The 22879-nt window shown below is 66.8% G+C and carries 27 protein-coding genes; 18 read left to right on the forward strand and 9 right to left on the reverse strand.

Annotated features, from left to right (window positions below):
- The first annotated feature begins 55 nt into the window (after nucleotides 1-55).
- The 7 genes from htpX (at nucleotide 56) to NO360_RS06075 (ending at nucleotide 7686) form a co-directional block, all read left to right on the forward strand.
- On the forward strand, nucleotides 56-925 hold the full coding sequence (gene htpX / locus NO360_RS06045; protein WP_256306653.1) for a zinc metalloprotease HtpX: 870 nt from the start codon (nucleotides 56-58) through the stop codon (nucleotides 923-925).
- A 27-nt stretch (nucleotides 926-952) separates the two neighbouring features.
- A complete protein-coding gene (pspAB, locus tag NO360_RS06050; RefSeq protein WP_256306654.1) occupies nucleotides 953-1588 on the forward strand; it encodes a PspA-associated protein PspAB in 636 nt (211 codons plus the stop codon).
- A gap of 215 nt (nucleotides 1589-1803) precedes the next feature.
- Nucleotides 1804-2463: a hypothetical protein gene (locus tag NO360_RS06055; RefSeq protein ID WP_256306656.1), complete on the forward strand. Its 660-nt coding sequence runs from the start codon at nucleotides 1804-1806 to the stop codon at nucleotides 2461-2463.
- Nucleotides 2460-3818, forward strand: a complete 1359-nt coding sequence (locus NO360_RS06060; protein WP_256306657.1) for a hypothetical protein — start codon at nucleotides 2460-2462, stop codon at nucleotides 3816-3818. The genes NO360_RS06055 and NO360_RS06060 overlap by 4 nt, the downstream gene beginning before the upstream one ends.
- Before the next feature lie 169 nt (nucleotides 3819-3987).
- Complete coding sequence (gene radA, locus NO360_RS06065; protein ID WP_256306658.1) at nucleotides 3988-5019, forward strand: DNA repair and recombination protein RadA; 1032 nt, start codon at nucleotides 3988-3990, stop codon at nucleotides 5017-5019.
- Between the two features lie 420 nt (nucleotides 5020-5439).
- Nucleotides 5440-6807, forward strand: coding sequence for a glycine cleavage T C-terminal barrel domain-containing protein (locus tag NO360_RS06070; RefSeq protein WP_256306659.1), 1368 nt, complete (start codon nucleotides 5440-5442; stop codon nucleotides 6805-6807).
- A gap of 213 nt (nucleotides 6808-7020) precedes the next feature.
- Nucleotides 7021-7686, forward strand: a complete 666-nt coding sequence (locus NO360_RS06075; protein WP_256306660.1) for a helix-turn-helix domain-containing protein — start codon at nucleotides 7021-7023, stop codon at nucleotides 7684-7686.
- Nucleotides 7687-7711: 25 nt separating this feature from the next.
- On the opposite strand, the gene sufU is transcribed toward NO360_RS06075, so the two are convergent.
- The 6 genes from sufU to NO360_RS06105 all read right to left on the reverse strand — a co-directional run bounded on the left by sufU (nucleotide 7712) and on the right by NO360_RS06105 (nucleotide 12190).
- A complete protein-coding gene (gene sufU, locus NO360_RS06080) occupies nucleotides 7712-8131 on the reverse strand; it encodes a Fe-S cluster assembly sulfur transfer protein SufU (protein ID WP_256306661.1) in 420 nt (139 codons plus the stop codon).
- Between the two features lie 106 nt (nucleotides 8132-8237).
- Nucleotides 8238-8747 (reverse strand): hypothetical protein, encoded by a 510-nt coding sequence (locus NO360_RS06085; protein WP_256306663.1) that lies wholly within the window; start codon nucleotides 8745-8747, stop codon nucleotides 8238-8240.
- 72 nt (nucleotides 8748-8819) lie between these two features.
- Nucleotides 8820-9392: a mechanosensitive ion channel domain-containing protein gene (locus NO360_RS06090; protein ID WP_256306664.1), complete on the reverse strand. Its 573-nt coding sequence runs from the start codon at nucleotides 9390-9392 to the stop codon at nucleotides 8820-8822.
- A gap of 120 nt (nucleotides 9393-9512) precedes the next feature.
- Complete coding sequence (sufS, locus tag NO360_RS06095; RefSeq protein ID WP_256306666.1) at nucleotides 9513-10790, reverse strand: bifunctional cysteine desulfurase/selenocysteine lyase SufS; 1278 nt, start codon at nucleotides 10788-10790, stop codon at nucleotides 9513-9515.
- Between the two features lie 318 nt (nucleotides 10791-11108).
- Nucleotides 11109-11408 (reverse strand): DUF424 domain-containing protein, encoded by a 300-nt coding sequence (locus tag NO360_RS06100; RefSeq protein WP_256306667.1) that lies wholly within the window; start codon nucleotides 11406-11408, stop codon nucleotides 11109-11111.
- Nucleotides 11408-12190 carry a tetratricopeptide repeat protein gene (locus NO360_RS06105; protein ID WP_256306669.1) on the reverse strand — a complete coding sequence of 261 codons (783 nt, stop codon included), beginning with the start codon at nucleotides 12188-12190 and terminating at the stop codon, nucleotides 11408-11410. The genes NO360_RS06100 and NO360_RS06105 overlap by 1 nt, the downstream gene beginning before the upstream one ends.
- Nucleotides 12191-12268: 78 nt before the next feature.
- On the opposite strand from NO360_RS06105, the gene thpR reads away from it, so the two are divergent.
- Nucleotides 12269-12829: an RNA 2',3'-cyclic phosphodiesterase gene (thpR, locus tag NO360_RS06110; RefSeq protein ID WP_256306671.1), complete on the forward strand. Its 561-nt coding sequence runs from the start codon at nucleotides 12269-12271 to the stop codon at nucleotides 12827-12829.
- A gap of 131 nt (nucleotides 12830-12960) precedes the next feature.
- On the opposite strand, the gene NO360_RS06115 is transcribed toward thpR, so the two are convergent.
- On the reverse strand, nucleotides 12961-13902 hold the full coding sequence (locus tag NO360_RS06115) for a DMT family transporter (protein ID WP_256307115.1): 942 nt from the start codon (nucleotides 13900-13902) through the stop codon (nucleotides 12961-12963).
- Nucleotides 13903-14096: 194 nt separating this feature from the next.
- On the opposite strand from NO360_RS06115, the gene NO360_RS06120 reads away from it, so the two are divergent.
- The 6 genes from NO360_RS06120 (at nucleotide 14097) to ftsY (ending at nucleotide 17317) form a co-directional block, all read left to right on the forward strand.
- Complete coding sequence (locus tag NO360_RS06120; protein WP_103991010.1) at nucleotides 14097-14249, forward strand: 50S ribosomal protein L39e; 153 nt, start codon at nucleotides 14097-14099, stop codon at nucleotides 14247-14249.
- 2 nt (nucleotides 14250-14251) lie between these two features.
- Nucleotides 14252-14530: a 50S ribosomal protein L31e gene (locus NO360_RS06125; RefSeq protein WP_103991009.1), complete on the forward strand. Its 279-nt coding sequence runs from the start codon at nucleotides 14252-14254 to the stop codon at nucleotides 14528-14530.
- A gap of 1 nt (nucleotide 14531) precedes the next feature.
- Entirely contained in the window at nucleotides 14532-15197 is a 666-nt protein-coding gene (locus NO360_RS06130; protein ID WP_256306675.1) for a translation initiation factor IF-6, read from the forward strand.
- A gap of 151 nt (nucleotides 15198-15348) precedes the next feature.
- Complete coding sequence (gene rpl18a, locus NO360_RS06135; protein ID WP_256306676.1) at nucleotides 15349-15540, forward strand: 50S ribosomal protein L18Ae; 192 nt, start codon at nucleotides 15349-15351, stop codon at nucleotides 15538-15540.
- A complete protein-coding gene (pfdA, locus tag NO360_RS06140) occupies nucleotides 15537-15998 on the forward strand; it encodes a prefoldin subunit alpha (protein ID WP_256306677.1) in 462 nt (153 codons plus the stop codon). Before rpl18a ends, pfdA begins: the two co-directional genes overlap by 4 nt.
- Before the next feature lie 38 nt (nucleotides 15999-16036).
- Entirely contained in the window at nucleotides 16037-17317 is a 1281-nt protein-coding gene (gene ftsY, locus NO360_RS06145) for a signal recognition particle-docking protein FtsY (RefSeq protein ID WP_256306678.1), read from the forward strand.
- A gap of 15 nt (nucleotides 17318-17332) precedes the next feature.
- Here the strand turns inward: ftsY and NO360_RS06150 are convergent, their stop codons facing one another.
- Nucleotides 17333-17923 (reverse strand): GNAT family N-acetyltransferase, encoded by a 591-nt coding sequence (locus tag NO360_RS06150; protein WP_256306679.1) that lies wholly within the window; start codon nucleotides 17921-17923, stop codon nucleotides 17333-17335.
- A gap of 226 nt (nucleotides 17924-18149) precedes the next feature.
- Complete coding sequence (locus tag NO360_RS06155; protein ID WP_256306680.1) at nucleotides 18150-18794, reverse strand: LysE family translocator; 645 nt, start codon at nucleotides 18792-18794, stop codon at nucleotides 18150-18152.
- 63 nt (nucleotides 18795-18857) lie between these two features.
- On the opposite strand from NO360_RS06155, the gene NO360_RS06160 reads away from it, so the two are divergent.
- The 4 genes from NO360_RS06160 (at nucleotide 18858) to NO360_RS06175 (ending at nucleotide 22761) form a co-directional block, all read left to right on the forward strand.
- Complete coding sequence (locus tag NO360_RS06160) at nucleotides 18858-20270, forward strand: signal recognition particle protein Srp54 (RefSeq protein WP_256306681.1); 1413 nt, start codon at nucleotides 18858-18860, stop codon at nucleotides 20268-20270.
- Between the two features lie 173 nt (nucleotides 20271-20443).
- Complete coding sequence (locus NO360_RS06165) at nucleotides 20444-21025, forward strand: magnesium transporter (protein ID WP_256306682.1); 582 nt, start codon at nucleotides 20444-20446, stop codon at nucleotides 21023-21025.
- Nucleotides 21026-21583, forward strand: a complete 558-nt coding sequence (locus NO360_RS06170; RefSeq protein ID WP_256306683.1) for a magnesium transporter — start codon at nucleotides 21026-21028, stop codon at nucleotides 21581-21583.
- Nucleotides 21584-21711: 128 nt separating this feature from the next.
- The gene (locus NO360_RS06175) at nucleotides 21712-22761 is read left to right on the forward strand and encodes a nucleoside recognition protein (protein ID WP_256306684.1); all 1050 of its coding nucleotides are present in this window, start codon (nucleotides 21712-21714) and stop codon (nucleotides 22759-22761) included.
- The last annotated feature ends 118 nt before the right edge of the window (nucleotides 22762-22879 follow it).

Here is a 22879-nt window from a genome sequence, read left to right on the forward strand (position 1 = left end):
CGAACGGCCGCCGTTCCTGCAACACCGTTTATTACCCCGAAGCCGTAGGTCGGGTATGGAGTGGAAACCCGACTGGGGACTCAGGGGCCGGATGGTCCTCACGATGTTCCTGCTTTTCGCCCTCTATCTCGTCTTCGTGGGGGCGCTGTGGCAGACGAACTCGTTCGTCTTCCTCCCGCTGATGGGCGTGTTCGTCCTCGCACAGTTCTTCTTCAGCGACAAACTGGCGCTGTACAGTATGGGCGCGAAGAAGGTCTCCGAGGAGGAGTATCCGGAGCTTCACGCGACGGTGTCGCGGCTCAGCCAGCAGGCCGACCTGCCGAAGCCCACCGTCGCCGTCGCCGACTCGCGCGTCCCGAACGCCTTCGCGGCCGGGCGTTCGCAGAAAAAGTCGACGGTCTGCGTGACGACCGGCCTCCTCCGGACGCTCGACCGCGACGAACTGGAAGGCGTGATCGCCCACGAACTCGCGCACGTGAAGAACCGCGACGTGATGGTGATGACCATCGCGTCGTTCCTCTCGACGGTCGCGTTCATGATCGTCCGGATGGGCTTCTGGTTCGGCGGCGGGCGGAACCGCCAGGGCGGCGGCGGCTTCCTCGTCGCCATCGTCGCCTCGCTCGTCGTCTGGATCGTCTCGTTCTTCCTGATCCGCGCGCTCTCGCGGTACCGCGAGTTCGCGGCCGATCGAGGGGGTGCGCTCATCACGGGCCGGCCCTCGGCGCTCGCCTCCGCGCTCCTGAAGATCGACGGCCGGATGGACAAGGTCCCGAAGGAGGACCTCCGCGAGCAGTCGGAGATGAACGCGTTCTTCATCGTGCCGCTGAAGAGCGACGTCATCGGACGACTGTTCAGCACCCACCCGGCGACCGAGAAGCGCGTCGACCGCCTGCGCAACCTCGAACGCGAACTGGAGTCGCGGTGAGATGTCACTACCGGAGGACACACGCTGATGGGACTCTTCGACACGATCCGAACCGTCCTCGGCACGAACGCCGAGGCGGACGCGACGCGCGACGCCGACCCGGAGGACCTCTTCGGGATGAGCACCGCCTACGTCACGATGGAGGCCGACCTCGGGTTCGTCTCCGTCGGCGCCGCGGCGCTCTGTTTCTCGGGCGTCGACAGCACTGACTTCGCCGAGACCGTCGACGACGTCGAGGCGATCCTCCGCGCCGGCGAGGAGGAGACCGGCACGGAGTTCGAACTCCGCGAGGACAGCCACGGCTGGGAGTGGGTCGTCCTCCGCGACGACGACCCCGAAGACCTGGTGACGAGCGTCCACTTCGCGGCCGACGAGTTCATCGAGCGGGGCTACGGCTCGCGGATCCTCGCCGCGGTCTTCGGCTTCGAGCGGATCGAAGACCGTCGTGGTGGCGACGACGGCGACGCCGACCGCGCCTACTGGATCTACTCGTTCCGGCGGGGCGCGTACTACCCGTTCGCCCCGAAGCGCGGCAAGGAGCGGGACCAGCGTCTGGAGTTCAAGCTGGAGTCGATGCTCGACGGCGAGTTGGGACTGGAGGACGACGAGTCCTACTGGTACCCGATGTGGCCCGACCGCGACGGCGGCCATCCCTGGGAGTGAGCGGTCTGGCGGACAGTCGGCACGACGGTTTCTGCCCGGACACTCCGGATTCGGACCGGTTCTCCCGCGTCGACGTGCCGAACAACCGCTGCTCGACGCGGGGCGGATCTCAGCTCACGTCGGGACTGGCCCCGTCTTCGTATGTAAACGCTCGCCGCGATCGGCGGTGGCCGTTCCCGTGGCTATTTTATTCTCCACCCGAGTAGCTTCGCTCGATGCCCTCCAACGCGCCCTCGCCGAGTAGGCGACGGCTCCTCCAGTCGATCGCTGCCGTCCTCGGGGCCTCCGCGCTCGCCGGCTGCGGCGGCAGCGGTTCCGCTTCAGGCACCGCCCGCGCGGGTCCGAACGTCGAACCCCCCCAAGACGCTCTGACCGATCCGACGCACGTCAGCCTCCGGAACTCCGAACTGGCCCCGATCGTCGAGGATCCGGATTCGGAGACGGACGCGTCGGAGAGCGATACCGCCGGCACGCCGCGGTTCGACGACTGGCAACACGACCTCGTCGTCGACGCCGAGCGAGCCGGGTCGCTCACGTTCGCGGACGTCGACGGCGCCGACGAGGCCCGCGCGCTCCTCGACGAGACCGACTTCGAGTCGGAGTCGGTGTACGTCGAGGGGCACGTCGTCCCCGAGTGCTACGAGCGACGGCTCTGCTGGGTTCGGTGGACCGACTCGGAGATCGAGACCGACTACGCGCGGATCCTTCGGGACGCGGACGTCGCCTGCGAGGCCGACGCCGACGACTTCGTGACGAACCTCATCCGCATCCCGGCCGCGCTGAACCCCGACGACGTCCGGAGCTACGGATCCAGCAGCGGTAGCGGTCCCTGTCGCCGTCCTGCGGGCGAACGAACGGAGGGTGAGTCCGCGTGAACCGAGATCCCGAGCGGTCGCGAGGTCGCGGGCTGGGTCTCGGCCGTCGGCAGTTTCTCGCGTTGACGGGCGCTGTCGGCGTCTCCTCGCTCGCCGGCTGTGCGGATCGGGTCCTCGGTTCGAACCGGGAGACGATCGACGGCGACGCGCTCGCCGAACTGGTCGCGGGCGACGCACCGATGGTCCCGAAAACCGTTCCGGTCGACATCGAGGCATCGTTCGTCGACGAGCAGCGCGCGGCCGCGAAGTCGAAGCTCGACGACGTCCCCGGGCCGTTCGACGAGGAGCAGATCCCGAACGGGGTGATCCGCGAACGGCTGAACGGCGAGTACGACGCCGCGAGGGAGTCGGTCCGGGCCGTCTCGGACGCCGAAACGCCCTACGAACGGCTCGGGCACGCGACCCGTGCCCGCACGAGCGCACACGAGGTGCTGACCGCCTGGCGCGCGATCGAGTCGGAGGCGACCGTCGCCGACCTCCGAGAGGCGCAGTCGGCGGTTCGGGACCAGGCCGACGCGTTCACCTCCCGGTGGTCGTACGTCGGCGACGGCCCGGTCCGCGCGGCCGTCGTCCACGCCGAGATCGAGCGGGAGATACGCGGGGTGCGAAACTGGCTGTCGTTCCGGGAGCGAGCGCTCGACCACGCCAGCAGGAACGTCCTCGACTTCGCGGACCTCGCGGTCGACGTCGAACGCGCCCGCGTCGACGTCGCGGTCGCATCGTATCTCTACGACCGGTTCCGGGAGAGCCTCGCCGCCGAGCGCAACCGCCGAGAACGGTTCGAGAGCACGCGAGAGACGCTTCGTGACCGGCTCGGGAGACGGAGCGAGTCGCTGCCGGCCGAGACCGACGACCCAACGTCGCTCGTCGACCGGGAGATCGACGAGACCGTCGGCGTCGTTGCGCTCGGGGATCTGCTCAGGGACGCGCAGTGGCGCATCGAGGACGTCGACGGCGGGGACGCGCCGCATCTCGCGAGCGCTGCGGTCGACGCGGCGGCCACCTTCACGTACGTCCGGGCGTTCGAACGCCTCCGCGAACGAATCGAGGGCGGCGACGACGTCGCGGTCGGGACGGCCGAGGACGTCGCCGCCCTGCGTTCGGAAGCCATCGACGCCATCGCCGCCGCGCGGGACGCCGAGGCCGGCGGACTCGTCGCCGAGGCCACGCTCCCGCAGTTCGCGCGGGAGATTCAGTGGACGGACGACCGGTTCGAACGCAGTTCGGGAGCCGTGGCCGTCAGTTCCATTCGCTGGGACGCCGCGAAGTACGTCGTCGTCGCCGAGACGTGCCGCGCCGTCCCGACCGCCAGTGCCGACGTGGTAGCCGTCCTTCGCGGCGAGAGCGACGCGTAGCCAGCGGGCGACGCGTCCGGTTCGGACGCTCGGCGGTAACGGGTCGGCACTCCCTCCGATATGAACCCTCGCAGAGCCTCGCAGCGGCACGCCGTTCCGTGCTGCGTTTTCACTTTCACTTTGGTGTTAACGAGGGTTTATGTGCAAGCCCGACCCAGAAGCGGATACAATGCCAGAAGACGACCTCGAGAGTCTTCCCGGAGTGGGCCCCGCGACAGCAGACAAACTGACCGACTCGGGATTCGAGAGCTATCAGGCGATCGCCGTCGCGAGCCCGGGAGAGATGTCCAACACCGCCGACGTCGGCGAGTCGACGGCGGCCGACATCATCAACGCCGCCCGCGACGCCGCCGACATCGGCGGGTTCGAGACGGGCGCGACCGTCCTCGAACGGCGCGAGAAGATCGGGAAGCTCTCGTGGCTGATCCCCGAGGTCGACGAACTGCTGGGCGGCGGCATCGAGACGCAGTCGATCACCGAGGTGTACGGCGAGTTCGGAGCGGGCAAGTCGCAGGTCACGCACCAGATGGCCGTCAACGTCCAACTGCCGGAGGAACACGGCGGCCTCGGCGGTTCGTGCATCTTCATCGACTCCGAGGACACGTTCCGACCAGAGCGGATCGACGACATGATCCGCGGCCTCGACGACGAGATCATCGCCGAACTGCTGGAGCGACGCGAGATCGAGGGGTCACCCGGCGACGAGGAGACGATGAACGACCTCCTGGACAGCTTCCTCGACCACATCCACGTCGCGAAGGCGTTCAACTCCAACCACCAGATCCTGCTGGCGGAGAAGGCCAAAGAGCTCGCCCGCGACAACGAAGAGGCGGAGTTCCCCGTCCGCCTGCTCTGCGTCGACTCGCTCACCGCGCACTTCCGGGCGGAGTACGTCGGCCGCGGCGAACTCGCCGAGCGGCAGCAGAAACTCAACAAGCACCTCCACGACCTGATGCGCATCGGCGACCTCTACAACACGGCCGTGCTGGTGACGAATCAGGTCGCTTCCAACCCCGACTCGTACTTCGGCGACCCGACCCAGCCGATCGGCGGCAACATCCTCGGACACACCTCGACGTTCCGGATGTATCTCCGGAAGTCGAAGGGCGATAAGCGGATCGTCAAACTCGTCGACGCGCCGAACCTCGCCGACGGCGAGGCCGTGATGCGCGTCCAGGACGGCGGGCTCAAGCCCGAATAGGTCTCCCACCCATTTTCCACGGGGAGTCCCGCGCACCCCACGGCGCAGGAACCTGTCTCGCCGGCCGAAACGAAGCAAGGCGTCTGAGACGCGGCGCGTCTCACGGCGGAAAATGGCAAATTTCACATAATATAATCGTTCGCACGGCGTCCTGACCGGTGTGCGGAAGTCGTCGAGAAGGGGGGGATCTTCGACGCTCGGTATAAATGTCTTATACGGTTAAGCTACAAACCAATGCGGGTACGGGACTTCTATTCAGTTGTATGCCACAGAGAGTCCACAGCGACGATCAGGACAGCGCGAGTGAAACAGAATACTACCTCCCCGCTGGGGCCAGCCCATCGTTCATAACCAGTCGACTCGAGCGGATCTGGGCGGCGCTGTTCAACCACCACGTCGGACCACGGAAATAGCTCTCTAATGTCGAGAGAGCAACACCATCCGAACCACCACAGTGTGGACCAATCGGATCGCACCGTTCCCAGGAATCTGCGTCAAACTGGCGACGCAGACGTCGACCTCGTGATCTCGAACCGGGTCCGCAAGTCCCCGTTCTGGCACCTCTCCGTCGAGGAGGGCTGCCACGAGGCGACGGTGTACAACCATATGTATCACCCTCGGGCGTTCATCGACCCCGAGGACGGCGGGTCGAAAGCCGAGTACGACCTGCTGGTCAACGACGTCGCGCTGTGGGACGTCGCGGTCGAGCGCCAGATTCGCGTCAAAGGCCCCGACGCCGAGTCGTTCGTCAACTACGTCATCACGCGGGACGCGACCGACATCGAGCCGATGCGTGGCAAGTACGCCATCTGCTGCAACTACGACGGCGGTATCCTCAACGACTTCGTCCTGTTACGACCCGAGGAGGACGAGTTCTGGTTCTCCATCGCCGACGCCGACCTGTTGCAGTGGTTGCAAGGTGTCACGGTCGGGAACGACTTCGCGGTCGACATCGACGAGATCGACGTCTCGCCGATGCAGATTCAGGGCCCGAAATCGCCCGACGTGATCGAGTCGCTCATCGATGACCCGGTCGAAGACGTGCCGTACTACGGGCTGTTGGAAGCGACTATCAACGACGTCCCCGTGTTAGTGAGCCAAACGGGCTTCTCCGGAGAGGCGGGGTTCGAGATCTACGTCCGCGAGGCGACGACGAACGCCGAAGCAGTGTGGAACCCGGTACTCGAAACGGTCAAGGACCACGGCGGTGCCGCGGCGCCGGTAAACGGTCGGCGGCGGATCGCTGCCGGAATCCTGTCGCTGGGACAGGATATGGACCACGAGACGTCGCCGTTCCAAGTCAATCTCGGCTATCAGGTCCCCGACGACAAGGACGCGGACTACGTCGGCAAAGCCGAACTGGAACGCCAGAAGGAAGCCATCGAAAACGGCGAGTTCCCGTTCACGCACAAACTGGTCGGGCTGAAAATGGCAGGCGACCCGATTCTGGAGTGGGCCTCGGATTACTGGCTCGTTTCGGACCCGGAGACGGGCGAGGAGTGTGGATACCTGACGTCTGCGGGATGGAATCCGGATCTCGAGGCCAACCTGGGCCTCGGATTCGTGCCAGCGGAGAAACTGCAGTCCGCGACCGACGTGCCGCTCGACGACTCGATCTACGACGCCGACATCGACCTGGAGTTCGAGGTACACCTCCCGGACGAGTACGCCGAGACGCCCGGCGAACCCGTCTATGCGACGCTGGCGAAGGTGCCGTTCAAAGAGTCGGTCAATCCCAGCGCTCGCGAGCAGGCCAAGATACACGCCAGGGACCGTATGGACGAGTGAGAACCGTTTTCTCCGAAGCCGAGCCGTGACGAACTCGGCAGAGTACGACTCCGAGACGCGACTCGTCCGCAGCACTCACGACCGACGCGGGTAAGCCACCGGGCGACCGCCGGCAAAACCCCGGTCGCATACATCGCAATGTAGATGTCACTGCGCGTCGCAGACGTACGTAATTGTACAGCGTAGCGCAGTACGCGCCTACCCTCCTGAACAATGAGTGATATTAAAGCGGTCGTCCAAGTCGAGCACCCCGACATAGTTCTCACAGAAACAGTCACGCACGACAGGAGCTCGAAAGTCAAGTCGGTGTCGGAGGCAGGAACTGACCCGACGTCGGGAAAATTCTTCTATCACATCGAGTCGTCCGACTTCGGCCAGTTCGAAGACGGACTGCGGAACGATAGGACCATCGGCGAGTTCGAGCGAGTCAGTGAAACCAGAGACGAGAAGGCGATCTACAGCTTCGAGTACACAGACGAAGCGAAGATCCTTTCACCGATAATTTCGGCGGCGAACGGGGTCATCCTCGATATGGAGAACGACGGGAGCGCTTGGATCCTCACTATATGGATGCCCGAGCGGACGGATCTCGTCCACCTCTGGGACTATGCACAGCAGAACGGTATCGATATCGAGTTACTGCGCGTGAACGAATACGCCAGTTTAGGGGATACGGACGCTGGGTTGACCGACAGCCAACGAGAAGCCCTCCTCGTCGCAGTCGAAACGGGATATTTCGAAGAACCGCGGAACGCGACGCTCAGCGAGGTCGCGGCCACCCTGGATATCTCCCAACCCGCAGCCAGTGGTCTCCTTCGACGCGGAATCAAGCGACTCATCGTCTCGTCCCTGATGGAGGACAGTGAAAAGCCGGAGTGAGCTACGGTGACGGTGAGGAGGGTGTCTACTCCTCAGTCGTCGTCTCGTCGATATCGACGTCGCCCTCGTGAATCTTCGCGCCGTCCTGGGCCACCTGCCGGGCGAGCACGGCGCACTTGATCCGCATCGGGGAGATGTCGACGCCGAGCATCTCCGTCACGTCGTCGGTGTCCATCGCGTCGAGTTCCGACAGCGTCAGTCCCCGGAGTTTCTCCGAGAGCATACTCGCGGAGGCCTGGCTGATCGCACAGCCGTCGCCGGTGAACGTCACGTACTCGATGGTCTCGTCGTCGTCTTCGAGTCTGACGTTCACCGTGATCGTATCGCCGCAGGAGGGGTTCTCCCCGGTGTGTGAGAAGTCCGGATCGGACATCTCGCCCTTGTTCCGGGGGTTCTTGTAGTGATCCAGAATCTGCTGCCGATACATATCCGAGCCCATTCCCATCGTTGGCGGGGATACGGCGGTGTCGCGCAAAAGGGTTCCGCCAGTGGTCCCCTCGTGAAGCCCGTCGACGGCAGCTGGCCGCGTTCGCGCCGCGGTCGACGGAGGATCAGAACAGTCCCAGGCTTCGACCCAGGTCCGCCAGCGTGTTGATTACGGTCCACTTGACGGCGTTGGTAGCGCCGATGCCGGACAGGGAGATGTCACCGTCCGCGACCGCGTCCCGGAAGACGACCGCAGGGTTCTCCGCGTTCAGCGTCTCGTTGAGGGTTTCGCGGTCGGTCGACATCCGCAGCGTCGCGTCCGAGCGCTCGCCCTGATCGAGTTCCGTCATCCGCAACTGCCCGTCCAGTCGGAACGAGAACGTCGCCGTCGCCCCGTCGGCGTCGGTCACGGCGAGATTCACCGTCTCGCCCTGCAACTGGTCGCCCGCGATGCCCAAGTCGACGCTCGTGATCGACTCGTTGTAGACCGAGACCATTCCCTCGAACTCCTCGAACGTCGAGTCGGCCCAGTCGGGCTGATCCGACTGCGCACTAGTAATGCCGCTCGTCACGACGAGCAGCGCGATCAGCGCGGCGATCCATCGACCGTCGCCGCGGAGAAATCTTGCATCCATAGTTTTCAGACGCTCACAAGCATAATAAAAAGCATATGATGAGTGCTAACACGCGTCGATCAAGGCGAAGAGTCAGTCCGACGTGTCGGCGTCGTGACCGGCGTCCAACTGCGTCCACTTCTTCTCGACGTCGCGGTTCGCGACGACGACGGTCCGCCCCTCTTCGTCTCGAAAGCGCGTCTTCCGCAGTTCGATCGCGGTCACGACGCCGGTGACCGGGTCAGATTTCACCTCGTCGCCGGGGTTGAAGTCCGGATCGCGGAGCAGGTACACCCCCGCGACGGTGTCGGCGATCATGTTCGAGAGCGCGTAGGAGACGCCGAGCGCGACGAAGCCGGCCGCAGTCCCGAGACTCGCCGCGATCTCGCCCATCCCGAGGATCTCGAGCAGCGTCAGCGCGGCTCCGAACCACAGGAAGATCCCGACGAGCGTCACGCCGAGATCGACGATGAGACCCTGTTCGTCGGGGTAGATCGCCGCGAGCGCCCGGCCGAGCGCGCCGGTCACCAGTCGGATTCCGACGTACGCCAGCAGGAGAAAGACGGCTCCCGTGAGGAGCTTCGGCGCGGCCTGCTGTATCCCCGCCCCGAACTCGTTGATCGCCCGTTGGATCGTCTGGAAAACGAACCCGCCTGCTGTGGTCATCGATGTCGTGGCGTCACGCGGCTGTCACTAAGTGTTTCGGGGACAGCAACGCGAGAGGGTCACAACGCCCCGGATGCGAAGACGCGGGCTTTGGGAGACGAGAGCCGTGATTTCCGTCTGTCAGGCGAACAGCTGCCGGGCGTCGTCGACAGCGTCGACGAGCGCGTCGATCTCGGACTTCTCGTTGTACACGTAGAACGACGCGCGGGTCGAGGCGGGCACGCCGAGTTTGTCGTGTAACGGCTGGGTACAGTGGTCGCCGGCGCGGATCGCGACGCCGTGGTCGTTGAGGATGCTCGAGAGGTCGTGGGCGTGCACGCCGTCGAGGTTGAACGCGACCAGTCCGCCGCGGTCGTCGCCGGGCGGGCCGTAGACCTCGACGTCGTCGAACTCGGTCAGCCGGTCGTAGGCGTACGCCGCGAGCAGTTCCTCGTGAGCCTGGACGCGCTCCATCCCGATCTCGTCGAGGTAGTCGATCGCGGCGTGCAGGGCAATCCCCTGCGCGATGACCGGCGTGCCGGCCTCGAACTTCCAGGGGAGGTCCTCCCACGTCGAGTCCTCGTAGGTGACGCTGCGGATCATCTCGCCGCCGTAGAGGTACGGCTGCATCGAGTCGAGGATCTCTTCTTTCCCGTAGAGCACGCCGATGCCGGTCGGCCCGAGCATCTTGTGCCCCGAGAACGCGAGGAAGTCGGCGTCGATCTCGCCGACGTCCACGGGACGGGTCGGGACCGACTGCGCGCCGTCGACGAAGACGTACGCGTCGTGGTCGTGCGCCAGGTCCGCCAGGTCGCCGACCGGGACGACCGTCCCGAGCGTGTTCGAGACGTGCACGGCCGAGACCATCGCGGTCGAGTCGTCGATCAGTTCGGCGGCGTGATCCATATCCAGCCGGCCGTCGTCGTCGACCCGAATGTACTCGACGCTCGCGCCGGTCTTCTTCGCGATCTGCTGCCAGGTGACCAAAGAGGCGTGGTGTTCCATCTCGGTCAGGACGACCGTATCGCCCGGCCCCAACTCGGCGAGTCCCCACGCGTAGGCGACGAGGTTCAGCGACTCGGTGGTGTTCTTCGTGAAGACGATCTCCTCACGCCCCTCGGCGCCGATGAACTCCGCGACGCGGTCGTGGGCCGCCTCGTAGGCGACGGAGGCCTCCTGGCTCAGGTGGTGGATGCCGCGGTGGACGTTCGAGTTGTACCCGTAGTAGTAGTCGACGATGGACTCGACGACGGGCTTCGGCGTCTGACTGGTCGCGGCGTTGTCGAGGTAGACGAGCGGCCGGGTGTCGTCGGGACCCTCGCCCGGGGTCTCGATGTCGCCGCCGACCTGTCGATCGAGAATCGGGAAGTCCTCGCGGATGGCTTCCACGTCGATCGGATACTGTTCCTGCGTTCTCATTGGGGTCTGATAACGGCTGCAGCACTAACACGGCTTCGGTCTGGGCGGGCGAATGCAACCGGTGTTGGTTACAAGATCGTACTTTCAGAAGGTATGAGACGAACTATCTGTTCCGCAAGTGGCGTCTATTTTTCAGCCGATCCGGAGATCTGTAGATAAAATCCCCCTTGTAGAGTAGCTGTCTCGTCCTCTGTTTCCAGGATGTTCTTCCGCGAGCGAGGCCGAAGGCCGAGCGAGCGGCGTCTTTTTGGTCCAGCTTTTTGCAACGAGCGGTGCGCCGGAGGCGCACCCGAGTCAGCAAAAAGGTGGGGGCGTTTTCTACATCCACAGCAACTGCGCGTGCAGCGTGCCGTCGACCGAGAGCACGCGCTCCTCGTCGACGATGCCGGCGTCGATCGCGACGGTGACGGCGCGCTCGCCGACCAGGTTGGCGACGCTGGCGCGGGTGAGGCTGTCGACGACGGTCTCCGCATCGGCGTCCCGGGCCTGCTCGCCGCCGTAGAACGCCTCGGTCACGTCGAGTTCGATCTCGCCCTCCGAGTAGGTCTCGCCCAGGCACTCGGGGTCGCAGACGGAGACGAGCAGGCCGTCCGACGTCTGTCGTTCGCGGAGGAGCATCACCGGCGCTGCTGGCGCTCTTGCGGCTGCCTCTGCTGTCCTTGCTGCTGTTGCAGCATCTCCTGTTCGCGTTCCTGACGCAGTTCGTTCGCCTGCTGCTGGACCTCCTCGGCCTGTTCGTCCTCGCCGAGTTCCTCCAGCGCGCGAGCCTTCTCTTCGAGGACGTCGGCGGTGCGCATCCCGAGGCGGATGGCGTTGTCGAAGGCGTTGACGGCCTCCTCGTTGAGCCCGCGTTCGGCGAGGAAGAACCCGCGGTTGTACCACGCCTGCGGGAAGCGCGGGTCGATCTCGACGGCGCGCTCGGCGTGGTGCAGCGCCGCCTCGATCTCGCCGGCGTTCCAGAGCGCGTAGGCGAGGTTCGTCTCCGCCGACGCGGCGTGTTCGGACTCCTCGTTGGCGCGGAGCGCCTCCCGATACGCGCCGATGGCCTCGTCCCACTCCTCCAACTCGGCGTGGGCCGCGCCCTTGTTTACCCAGGCCTCCTGCGCTTCGAGCGACTCCTCGTCGGCGAAGCGCGCCGCGCGCTCGAAGGTCTCGGTGGCCTCCTCGAAGCGGTTGATCTGCATATACGAGAGCCCGACGTCGACGAGTTGCTCGACGTCGACCTGGTCGGAGGCGACGTTTCGCCTGTCGAGTTCGTCGGTGAGGACCCGCGTGTCGACGGGGTCGACCTTCGTCGGGTCGACCTTCAACTCCGGCGGGTCGAGTGTGAACTCCTCGTAGTCCTCGTCGAAGCCCTGCCCCGAGGAGAACTCGTGGTCGTCTCGCTCGCCGTCTGTCATACCTCTCGTTTCTCGGCCGGGACGGTTAAGCACTGCGTCACGCGGTGGTTTAACGTCTCGCGACGCGTACGGTCCGGTATGCGACTGTTCGTCAGCATCGACCTCCCGGACCGCCTCGCCGAGGCCGTCGCCGACGCGCAGGAGCGCATCGCCGAGGCCGAGGGACTGCGCTTCGTCGATCCCACACAGGCGCACCTGACGCTGTTCTTCCTGGGCGACACCGATCCGGACCGCGTGATCGCGATCGAGGACGCGCTGGAGCGGGCGGTCGACGACGCCGGCGTCGACCCCTTCGAGCTCCGCGTCGGCGGCTTCGGCGTCTTCCCATCCCCGGAGTACATCAGCGTCGTCTGGGTCGGCGTCCGCGACGGCGGGGGCGCGGCGGAGACGACGCGGCTGCACGACGCCGTGTCAGAAGAACTCACCGCGCTCGGCTTCGAGGGCGACGACCACGAGTTCACGCCGCACGTCACGATCGCGCGGATGGACGACGCCCGCGGGAAGGATCTCGTCCAGCGCGTCGTCCGCGAGACCGACCCGGACCTCGGGGCGTTCCGCGTCGGGGAGATTCGGCTGAAGGAGAGCACGCTGACCGAAGCGGGCCCCGAGTACGAGACGGTCGCGTCGTTCGAGTTGTGAGACGGATCCGGGCATTCGTGGACGCCCTCGGTCCGCCCGGTGGTACTCGGTTCCCCCGGTGAAACGCCTCAGTTCGCCCGGAGACATCCGGTTCGATCGGTGAAGCGCCTCAATTCGCCCGGTGAAGCGCCTCAGTCCGCCCGCTGCGTGTGCGGCGTCGTACCGTCTCGCCACCGTCGGAGCGCGTTCCGGACGGCCCCGCGCTTGACGAGGAGGAACCCCGCGAAGATGACCACGAACCCGGCGACAGTCGTCGGTGCGAGCGCCTCGCCGAGGGCGGCCCAGCCGGCGACGGCGGCGACGATCGGAATCACGTACTCCAGGAGGCTCACCTCGATCGGGCCGACGCGGCGCAGGAGCCAGAAGTACAGCGCGAACCCGGCGGCGCCGGCGACGACGGCGAGGTAGACGACGGCGAGGACCCCGTCGACGGTCCAGAGGACGGCCGACAGCGACTCGCCGGGCAGGAGTGCGCTCGTCGCGTGGAGGACGACCGCGCCGACGAGCATCATCCAGGCCTGTTCGGCCAGCATCGGCATCGTGGCCTCCGCATCGTGGGTCAACACCGCGCCGAACGCGAAGGCGAGCGCGGACCCGAGGACGAGCGCGACCCCCCGGAGGTCCGAGCCGAGGAGGTTCGACGGGTCGGGGTTCGCGATCGTGACGACGCCGAGAAAGCCGAGTCCGACGCCGAAGAGGCCGATCGGCGTGAGTCGCTTCCGGGCGGTCGACAGTCGCGTCAGCGCGGGCGTGACGACCGGAATGAGCCCGAGGAGTACGGCGGCGACGGTGCTCGGAACGTACTGCTGGCCGGCGAACAGCAGCGCGTGGTGGACGCCGATCAGGAGGACGCCGCCGGTCAGGATCGGCCACCACTCCCCGCGGCTGGCGGGGCGGAGCCGGTTCCCGCGCCAGACGGCGAGACCGAAGAGGAGGACCGCGGCCAGATCGAACCGGAGCGCCGCGAAGAGGGCCGGCGGCAGCGATCTGAGGCCGATCTCGGTCGCCGTGAATCCGGTGCCCCAGATCGCGGCGACGAGAAGAAAGACGAGGGGCGTGCGCGTGCGCATCAACCGATTGAAGGTGTCCGGCCGTGTTGAACGTCTCGACTTCGGCTCGCTCGGGTCGCCGTCGGCGCATCGAACGAGCCGCATCGGACTGAGCCGCATCGGACCGAGCCGAAACAGAAGCGAGTGGTACACGCTCGCACGGCCGGCAGCCCCGAAGGAACAAGATTTTATGCGGTCCGGGGGTAGAAGCGACCACTATGGGTAAGAAATCGAAGGCCAAGAAGAAGCGCCTGGCCAAACTGGAGCGCCAGAACACGCGCGTTCCGGCCTGGGTGATGATGAAGACGGATATGGAAGTCACGCGAAACCCCAAGCGCCGCAACTGGCGTCGCAGTAACACGGACGAGTAAGGATGAGCGCCAGCGACTTCGAAGAGCGCGTCGTCACGGTACCGCTTCGGGACGTCAAGGCGGTCCCCGGCCACGAACGCGCCGGACGAGCGATGTCCCTGATCCGAGAGCACCTCGCGAAGCACTTCAAGGTGGACGAAGACGCCGTCCGCCTGGACCCCTCGCTCAACGAGACAGTGTGGGCCCGCGGCAAGCAGAAGCCGCCGAGCAAGCTCCGCGTCCGCGCCGCCCGGTTCGACGAGGACGGCGAGTCCATCGTCGAGGCGGAGATCGCAGAGTAGCGTGCTCCGCGCCTCCTTCGCCGGGTCGCCGTACGTCGGCGTGTTCGCCCGCGCGACGGATCACGTTCTCATCGTCCGTTCGGACGCCGAATCCGACGTCGTCGACGCGATGACCGAGGAACTCGACGTTCCGGCAGTCGCGACCACCGTCGGCGGCTCCGGGACCGTCGGCGCACTCGCGACCGGCAACGAGAACGGGATCCTCGTGACGAGTCGCGCCACCGAGCGCGAGAAGGAGGCGATCGAGTCGGCGGCGGAGGTGCCGGTCGCCGAACTGCCCGGTCGAATCAACGCCGCCGGCAACGTCGTCCTCGCGAACGACTACGGCGCGTACGTCCACCCGGAACTCTCCGCAGAGGCGGTCGGCGTCGTCGAATCGACGCTGGATGTCCCCGTCGAGCACGGCTCGCTCGCGGACGTCCAGACCGTCGGGACGGCCGCCGTCGCGACCAACGAGGGCGCGCTGTGTCACCCGAAGTCCCGCGAACCGGAACTCGAAGCGCTCGAATCGCACCTCGACGTCCGCGCGGACATCGGCACGGTCAACTACGGCGCGCCGCTCGTCGGTTCCGGTCTGGTCGCCAACGAGGCCGGCTACGTCGCCGGCGAGGACACCACCGGCCCCGAACTGAGCCGGATCGAGGACGCGCTCGGTTATCTCGAGTGAGCGGCCGGCCCTCTCGACCCGCATCCTTCGACGCGTCCCTCGCATCATCGATCGCTCACGACGCTGAGAGCCATTCTCACGGCGCGACTCGGGTCAATCCTCCGGATCCCGAGTAGGAAGATACTTCCCGCTCGCTCGGGAATCAAGCGGTATGAGTCAGTTTACTGTGAGCGGCCGGTTCCAGAGCCGCGATGGGTTCAGCGAGTTCACAACGAGCGTGGAGGCGCCCAACGAGGACGTCGCCCGCGAACGCGTGTACGCGAACATCGGCAGCCAACACGGTCTGAAGCGCACGCAGATCGAGCTCGGCGAGGTCGCCGAGGCCGAGGAGGCCGCAGCATGATGGGTGGCGGTCAGCAGCAACTCCAGCAGCTCTCCCAGGAACTGCAGGCCATCGACGAGGAGATCGAAGAGCTGGAGTCTCAGGTCGACGACCTCCAGACCGAACAGACCGAGATCGACGAGGCGATCGAGGCGATTCAGACCCTCGAAAGCGGCTCGACGGTTCAGGTCCCGCTCGGCGGCGGCGCCTACGTCCGCGCGGAGGTCCAGGACATCGACGAGGTCATCGTCGGTCTCGGCGGCGACTTCGCGGCCGAGCAGTCCGCCGACGACGCGGTCGACGCCCTTCGCACGAAGCAGGACGCGCTGGACGACCGCATCGACGAGGTCCGCGAGGACATCGCCGAACTCGAATCCGAGAGCTCGGAGCTCGAACAGCAGGCCCAGCAGATGCAACAGCAGATGCAGCAGCAGCAGATGCAGCAGATGCAGCAGATGGACGAAGGCGGCGACGAGTAAGTCGACCGCGGTAGCACGTTCAGGCGGAGCCGACACCAATGTTTGACGGACTAAAGAAGAAACTCGACAGCTTCCGTGAGGACGTCGAGGAGACGGCCGAGGAAAAGGAACTGGACGCGGCCGACGCCGACCTCGACGACTCCGAGCCGGCGCCGTCCGGCGAGAACGAGCCCTCCGAGACGACGAGCGACGGGACTGAAACCGCGTCCGAAGCCGAGCCGTCGATCGACACAGGGGCCGCGGACGACGATACAGAAGCTGCTGACGACGCCGAGGCGGGCGACGGCACGGAAGCGAACGCCGGCCCCGACGAAGCCGGCGTCGAGGAGCGCCCCGACACGCGCGACGGTGACGGCGACGAGCCCGCGTCGCTGGCGTCCGAGGAGGCCGCCGCCGCCCTGCAGGAGGACGCGGCGGAGGACTCGGGACCGGGCCGGCTCAAACGCGCGGCGGCGTTCGCCACGGGCAAGATCATCATCGAGGAGGAGGACCTCGAAGACCCCCTCTGGGAACTCGAGATGGCGCTGCTCGAGAGCGACGTGGAGATGAACGTCGCCGAGGAGATCCTCGACACGATCCGCGAGAAGATGATCGGCGAGACGCGCGCGCAGGTCGAGACGACGGGCGAACTCGTCGAGACGGCGCTGCACGACGCGCTCTACGAGGTCATCAGCGTCGGCCAGTTCGACTTCGACGGGCGCGTCGCCGAGAGCGAGAAGCCCGTGACGATCGTGTTCACCGGCGTCAACGGCGTCGGGAAGACGACGAGCATCGCGAAGATGGCGCGGTACTTCGAGAACCAGGGGCTGTCCGTCGTGATGGCGAACGGCGACACGTACCGCGCCGGGGCGAACGAGCAGATCCAAAAGCACGCCGAGAACCTCGACACGAAGCTCATTACTCACGAGCAGGGCGGCGATCCCGCGGCCGTGCTCTACGACGCCGTCGAGTACGCGGAGGCGCACGACGTCGACGTCGTCCTCGGCGACACCGCGGGGCGGCTCCACACCTCCAACGACCTGATGGCCCAGTTGGAGAAGATCGACCGCGTCGTCGACCCCGACATGACGCTGTTCGTCGACGAGGCCGTCGCGGGCCAGGACGCCGTCGAGCGCGCGAAGAAGTTCAACGACGCCGCCGAGATCGACGGGGCCGTTCTCACGAAGGCCGACGCCGACTCCAACGGCGGCGCGGCCATCTCGATCGCCTACGTGACGGGCAAGCCGATCCTCTTCTTAGGAACCGGCCAGGGCTACGACGACATCGAACGGTTCGATCCCGAGCGGATGGTCGACCGGCTGGTCGGCGAGGAGTCGTAGCCGCTCGGTCGCCGGTCACCGTTCTGCCGGTGGCCGCTGTACCGCCTCCGCGATTGCAGCGTCCAAAGAGAGTTCCATCGAGAGGCCCATCCCCTTCCGTTCGGTGACCTCGAAGTCGACGTTCCGGTAGACGGAGATGGCGCGGCGGTTCTCCTTCGCGACGTCCAGTTGAAGCGCGTCGTGGCCTCTGTCAGCGGCTGACGCGATGAGGTGTCTGATCAGTTCGGAGCCGACTCCGCGGTTCTGATAGTCGTCGTGCACGAAGATCACGAACTGGGGGTCTTCGGCCGTGGCCGGGACGACGCCGACGTGTCCGACGACGCGGTCGTCGTCGACGGCGACCAGGTTCCAGCCGTCCTCGGTGAAGTTGGTCAGCCACTGTTCGAGCCGCTCTCGACTCGCCGGCGGCAGTCCCATCGTGCGGTTCGTCGGATCGAGATCTTCGTACATCCGCACGACAGCGTCGAACTCTTGCTCCTCGTAGCGTCGAACGAGTAACGGAGTTTCCTCCCCGTCGACGAACCGGGGGCATCGCGGCGGACAGAACGGCGTTCCGGTGCACTCAGAGGGGTTCCAATAGTCACATCGACTGTCGGAGTCGTCCATACCGATCCCTCCGTCACGACGCCCCGCGAGAGCGTTCTCGTCTCCGCTCAGTCCCGCGTAGAGCGAGCGGAGGCGGAGAGAAAGTGCGGGAGCGTCGACGCGTCCTGCTAGCGTCGAGAGGCGAGTCCTCGACGGCGTGGTCACACGAGACAGGCGAGTGGGTCGCTGTCATATCCCGAGCGTACGTGCCCTGGGAACAATTATCTTCCCTCGAAACCGTTCGCGATCAGTCGATGGCCAGCGCCAGTCCCAGCGTGATCATCGCGCCGCCGCCGAGCCAACTCAGCCGCGAGGTCGTCGTCGCCGAGGCGAGCGCGTCTCCGACCCGTCCGGACGCGACGGCGACGCCCGAGAGGTACACCGCCGTCAGCGCGGCGTACGTCGCCCCGAGAAGCAGCATCCGCGGAGCGGCGTCGGGACCGGAGCCGGCGAAGCCGGGGAGAAACGCGAGGAAGAACAGCGCCACCTTCGGGTTGAGCGCGTTGACGAGGACGCCGCGGCGGAAACTCCCCGTCGCGTTCGCGGCCGTCCCGTCCGCGTCCCCGGCCGAACCGAACTCGTCGTTCCTGATCGCCTGCACGCCGAGGTAGACGAGGTAGACCGCGCCGGCGTACTTGACGATCCGATACGCGGCCGGGGCGGCGCGAAGGAGCGCGGCGAGCCCCAGCGTCGCCGCCGCGGTGTGGAAGAGGACGCCGGTGGACACGCCGAACGCCGAGCGGACGCCGGCGTCGCGGCTCTGAATCCCCCGCGCGAGGACGTACATCGTGTCCGGACCGGGCGTGAGGATGAGCGCGACGGCGGCGGCGCAGAAAGCGAGGTACGTCGGGAGGTCGGGAACGACGGAGACGAGGTCGAGGACGAGCGACACGGGAGACCGATCGTCGGCGTCGCAGAAAAAGCCTTTACCCGTGTGGTGGCGTAGAGAGCGGTAATGGTACTCGATAATCTCGGGAGTTCCCTCCGCAGCAGTCTCGACAAGCTGCAGGGGAAGTCCCGCCTCGACGAGGAGGACGTCGAGGAGATCGTCAAGGAGATCCAGCGCTCGCTGCTCTCCGCCGACGTCGAAGTCGGTCTCGTGATGGACCTCTCCTCGTCGATCGAAGAGCGCGCGACAGAGGAGGAACCGCCCGCCGGTACGTCCGCCCGGGATCACGTCCTCAGAATCGTCTACGAGGAACTCGTCGACCTCGTCGGCGAGTCGACGGACCTCCCGCTGGAGTCTCAGACCATCCTCCTCGCCGGGCTCCAGGGATCGGGCAAGACCACGAGCGCCGCGAAGATGGCGTGGTGGTTCTCGAAGAAGGGGCTCCGCCCGGCCGTCATCCAGACCGACACGTTCCGCCCGGGCGCGTACGACCAGGCCAAGCAGATGTGCGAGCGCGCCGAGGTGGACTTCTACGGCGACCCCGACGAGTCCGACCCGGTCACGATCGCCCGCGACGGCCTCGAGGCTACCGAGGACGCCGACGTTCACATCGTCGACACCGCCGGCCGGCACGCGCTCGAAGACGACCTGATCGCCGAGATCGAAGAGATCGAATCGGTCGTCGACCCCGACCGCTCGCTGCTCGTCCTCGACGCCGCGATCGGCCAGGGCGCGAAGGAGCAGGCCCGCGAGTTCGACGACGCGATCGGCATCGGCGGCGTCGTCGTCACCAAACTCGACGGGACGGCGAAGGGCGGGGGCGCGCTGACCGCCGTCAACGAGACCGGCTCCTCGATCGCCTTCCTGGGGACCGGCGAGACGGTCCAGGACATCGAACGCTTCGAGCCCAACGGCTTCATCTCCCGGCTGCTCGGGATGGGCGACCTCAAACAGCTATCGGAGCGCGTCGAGCGCGCGATGGCCGAGACCGAGGAGGAGGAGGACGACTGGGACCCCGAGGACATCATGGAGGGGTCGTTCACCCTCAAAGATATGCAGAAGCAGATGGAGGCGATGAACCGGATGGGGCCGCTCGATCAGGTCCTCGATATGATCCCTGGGCTCGGCGGCGGTTTCAAGGATCAGCTCCCGGACGACGCGATGGACGTCACCCAGGACCGGATGCGCGCCTTCGACGTCATTATGGACTCGATGACCGACGACGAACTGGAGAACCCCCGCTCGATCGGCGCGTCCCGGACCCGCCGGATCGCCCGCGGCTCCGGGAAGGACGAGGAGACCGTCCGCGAACTCCTCGAACAGCACAAGATGATGGAACAGACCATCCAGCAGTTCCAGGGGATGGGCGACGGCGATATGCAGCGGATGATGAAGAAGCTCCAGAACCAGGGCGGCGGAGGCGGCGGAATGGGCGGTCTCGGCGGTGGCGGAGGCGGCGGTCTCGGGCCGTTCGGATAGCGCTCTGATATCGGGGTCGCCGGCCGCGACGCGTTCGATGTGGGTCGCGACGCCTTCGACATCGGCTGCAACACGTTCGACACCGGCCGCGACGCGTTCGACGGTGGTCACAACGCGTTCGATGTCGGCCGCGACACGTCCGATTTTTGACCCCCGCGCCCGTCGGGCGTCGTATGACCGTCCGGGAGGTGGCTCGCGAGGCCTACCGCGAGGCGCTCCCAGCGCTCGCTGCGAGCCTCGTCGGCGGCCTTTTCGCGGGCGTCGTCCTCAGCGGGATGCGGGCCGAACTCCGCGCAGTCCCCGGACTGCTCGTCCTCGTGCCGGCGCTGCTGGCGACCCGCGGCAACGTCTACGGCTCCCTCGGCGCGCGCATCTCGACCGCGCTCCACCAGGGGCTCGTCGAACCCCGAGTGCGCGGCGGCGACGAGCGCCTCCGCGCGGCGGTGGCTGCGGCCCTCGCGAACGGCCTGCTCGTGTCGTCGTTCGCGGCGGTAGCGGTGTTCGCGATCCTCACCGTACTCGGCGACTCCGTCGCCCCGCTCCCCGTGCTCGTCGCGACCGCGCTCCTCTCGGGGTTCCTCTCCGGCGTCGCGCTCGCGGGCGTCGTCGTCACCGCCGTCTTCGCCGGCTACCGCCGCGGGCGCGACCCCGACACGCTCGTGGGGCCGCTCGTGACGACGACGGGGGACCTCTTCGGGATGCTCTTCCTGCTCGTGGCGGTCAGGCTGGTCCTGTTCGCCGCCGGGGTGGTCTGAGTGTCGACCGACTGGACCGTCCGGGCGATCACGCGCGCGATGCTTCCGGTGCTTCTCGCGCTGACGATCGTCGAGGTCGGCAGCGGACTCGTGCTCGGTCAGTTCGAGGCGCAACTCCTGCAGTATCCGACGCTGCTCGCGCTCGTTCCCGTGACGATCGGCACGGCCGGGAACCTCGGGAGCATCCTCGCGGCGCGGCTCTCCACGTCGTTTCACCTCGGGACGCTCTCGTTCGATCCGACCGACGAACACCTCGCCGGCAACGCCGTCGCGACGCTCGCACTCGCGGTGTCGATCTTTCCGCTCGTCGGGATCGGCGCGTGGGGGCTCACGGCGGTGTTCAGCGGCGTCCGACTCGGCCCCGGGACCGTGCTCGCCGTCGCCCTCACCTCGGGCATCGCGCTCGCGGTGCTCGCGGTCGCGGTGACGCTCTCGGTCACGTACGTCGCGTACCGCCTCAGCCTCGATCCCGACGACGTCGTCATCCCGGTCGTCACCAACACGTGCGACGTGCTCGGCGTGGTCGTGCTGTTCGCGACCGTGCAGGTGCTCCTGTGAGGTGAGACCGGAGGTAGAAGTGGAACCGGACCGGGGTCAACCCGGAACCCACCCGGGACCGCGTCGGCGCGACGTTCTGTGACGCCGCAACCGACGCCGATTAGTCGGCCGCGCGCCAAGCGACGAGCGTGCAACCCGCAGGGATCGTCGAGTCCGTCTGGCCCGTGCTCGTCGAAGTCGCCCCGCGAGTCGCCCGCATCGCCGTCTTCATCGCGGTCGGGGTCTTTCTCGCGAACGTCGCCGTCGGCTTCGGCCTCGTCGAGAAGATCGCCGCGTTCTCGAAGTATCTCACCCGACCGGCGAACCTGCCCGACGAAGTCGGGACCGCCATCGTCACGACCGCGGCGTCGACGACCGCGGGCTACGGGATGCTCGCGGACTTCCGGGAGTCCGGCCGGCTCGACGACGTCGAGACGCTCGTCGCCGTCACGATGAACACGTTCTTCGGCTTCGTCCAGCACATCTTCACCTTCTATGCGCCGGTGTTGATCCCGATCCTCGGCCTCGAAGTCGGCCTGCTCTACGTCGGCGCGCGCGCCGCCGTCGCGCTCGGGATCACGTTCGCGGGAGTGCTCGGCGGCGCGGTGCTGCTCTCAAGCGCTCGTGCGCCCGCCACGTCCCGCTCGGCCGGTTCCGAGAGCGCGACCGACGGCGGACTGGCAGCCGATGGGGCGGCAGCCGAACGCGGCGATCTCACGACCGCCGCCGACATCGACGACGACGAACCGCCGCTGGAGGTCCTCCGGACCGCCGGCGAGAAGACCTGGCCGAAACTGAAGCGGATCGTCCCGCGCCTGGCGGTCGTCTACGTGCTCGTCACGCTCTTGGTCCGGACGCAGGACCTGGAGTCGGCCACGGCGATCGCCGAGCCGCTGACGACGCTACTCGGCCTCCCGGCGGCGTCGCTGTTCGTCGTCGGCGTGTTCGCGTTCGACACCACCACCGGCGCGGCGACCATCGCGCCGATGATCGGATCGACGTTCACCCCGCGGACCGCCGTGGCTACGATGCTCCTGGGCGGCATCGTCTCCTTCGCAGTCTCGACGTTCAAACGCTCGATTCCCTTCCAGTACGGCATCTGGGGCCCGAAGTTCGGTTCGAAGGTGATCCTCGTCAACACGGCGCTGAAAATCGTCTTCATCGCGGCGGCGCTGGCCCTGCTCCTCGCGCCGGTGTGAACGTCGCCGCCGAGCCGCGCGTTTCCCGCGTCGGGATCGGCCGGCTACTACGCTCGCTCGTCGAGCTCGGCTGATCGCTACGCTCGCTCGTCGAACTCGGCTGATCGCTACGCTCGCT

The sequence above is a fragment of the Halobellus litoreus genome (assembly GCF_024464595.1).
GTDB lineage: Archaea > Halobacteriota > Halobacteria > Halobacteriales > Haloferacaceae > Haloquadratum > Haloquadratum litoreum.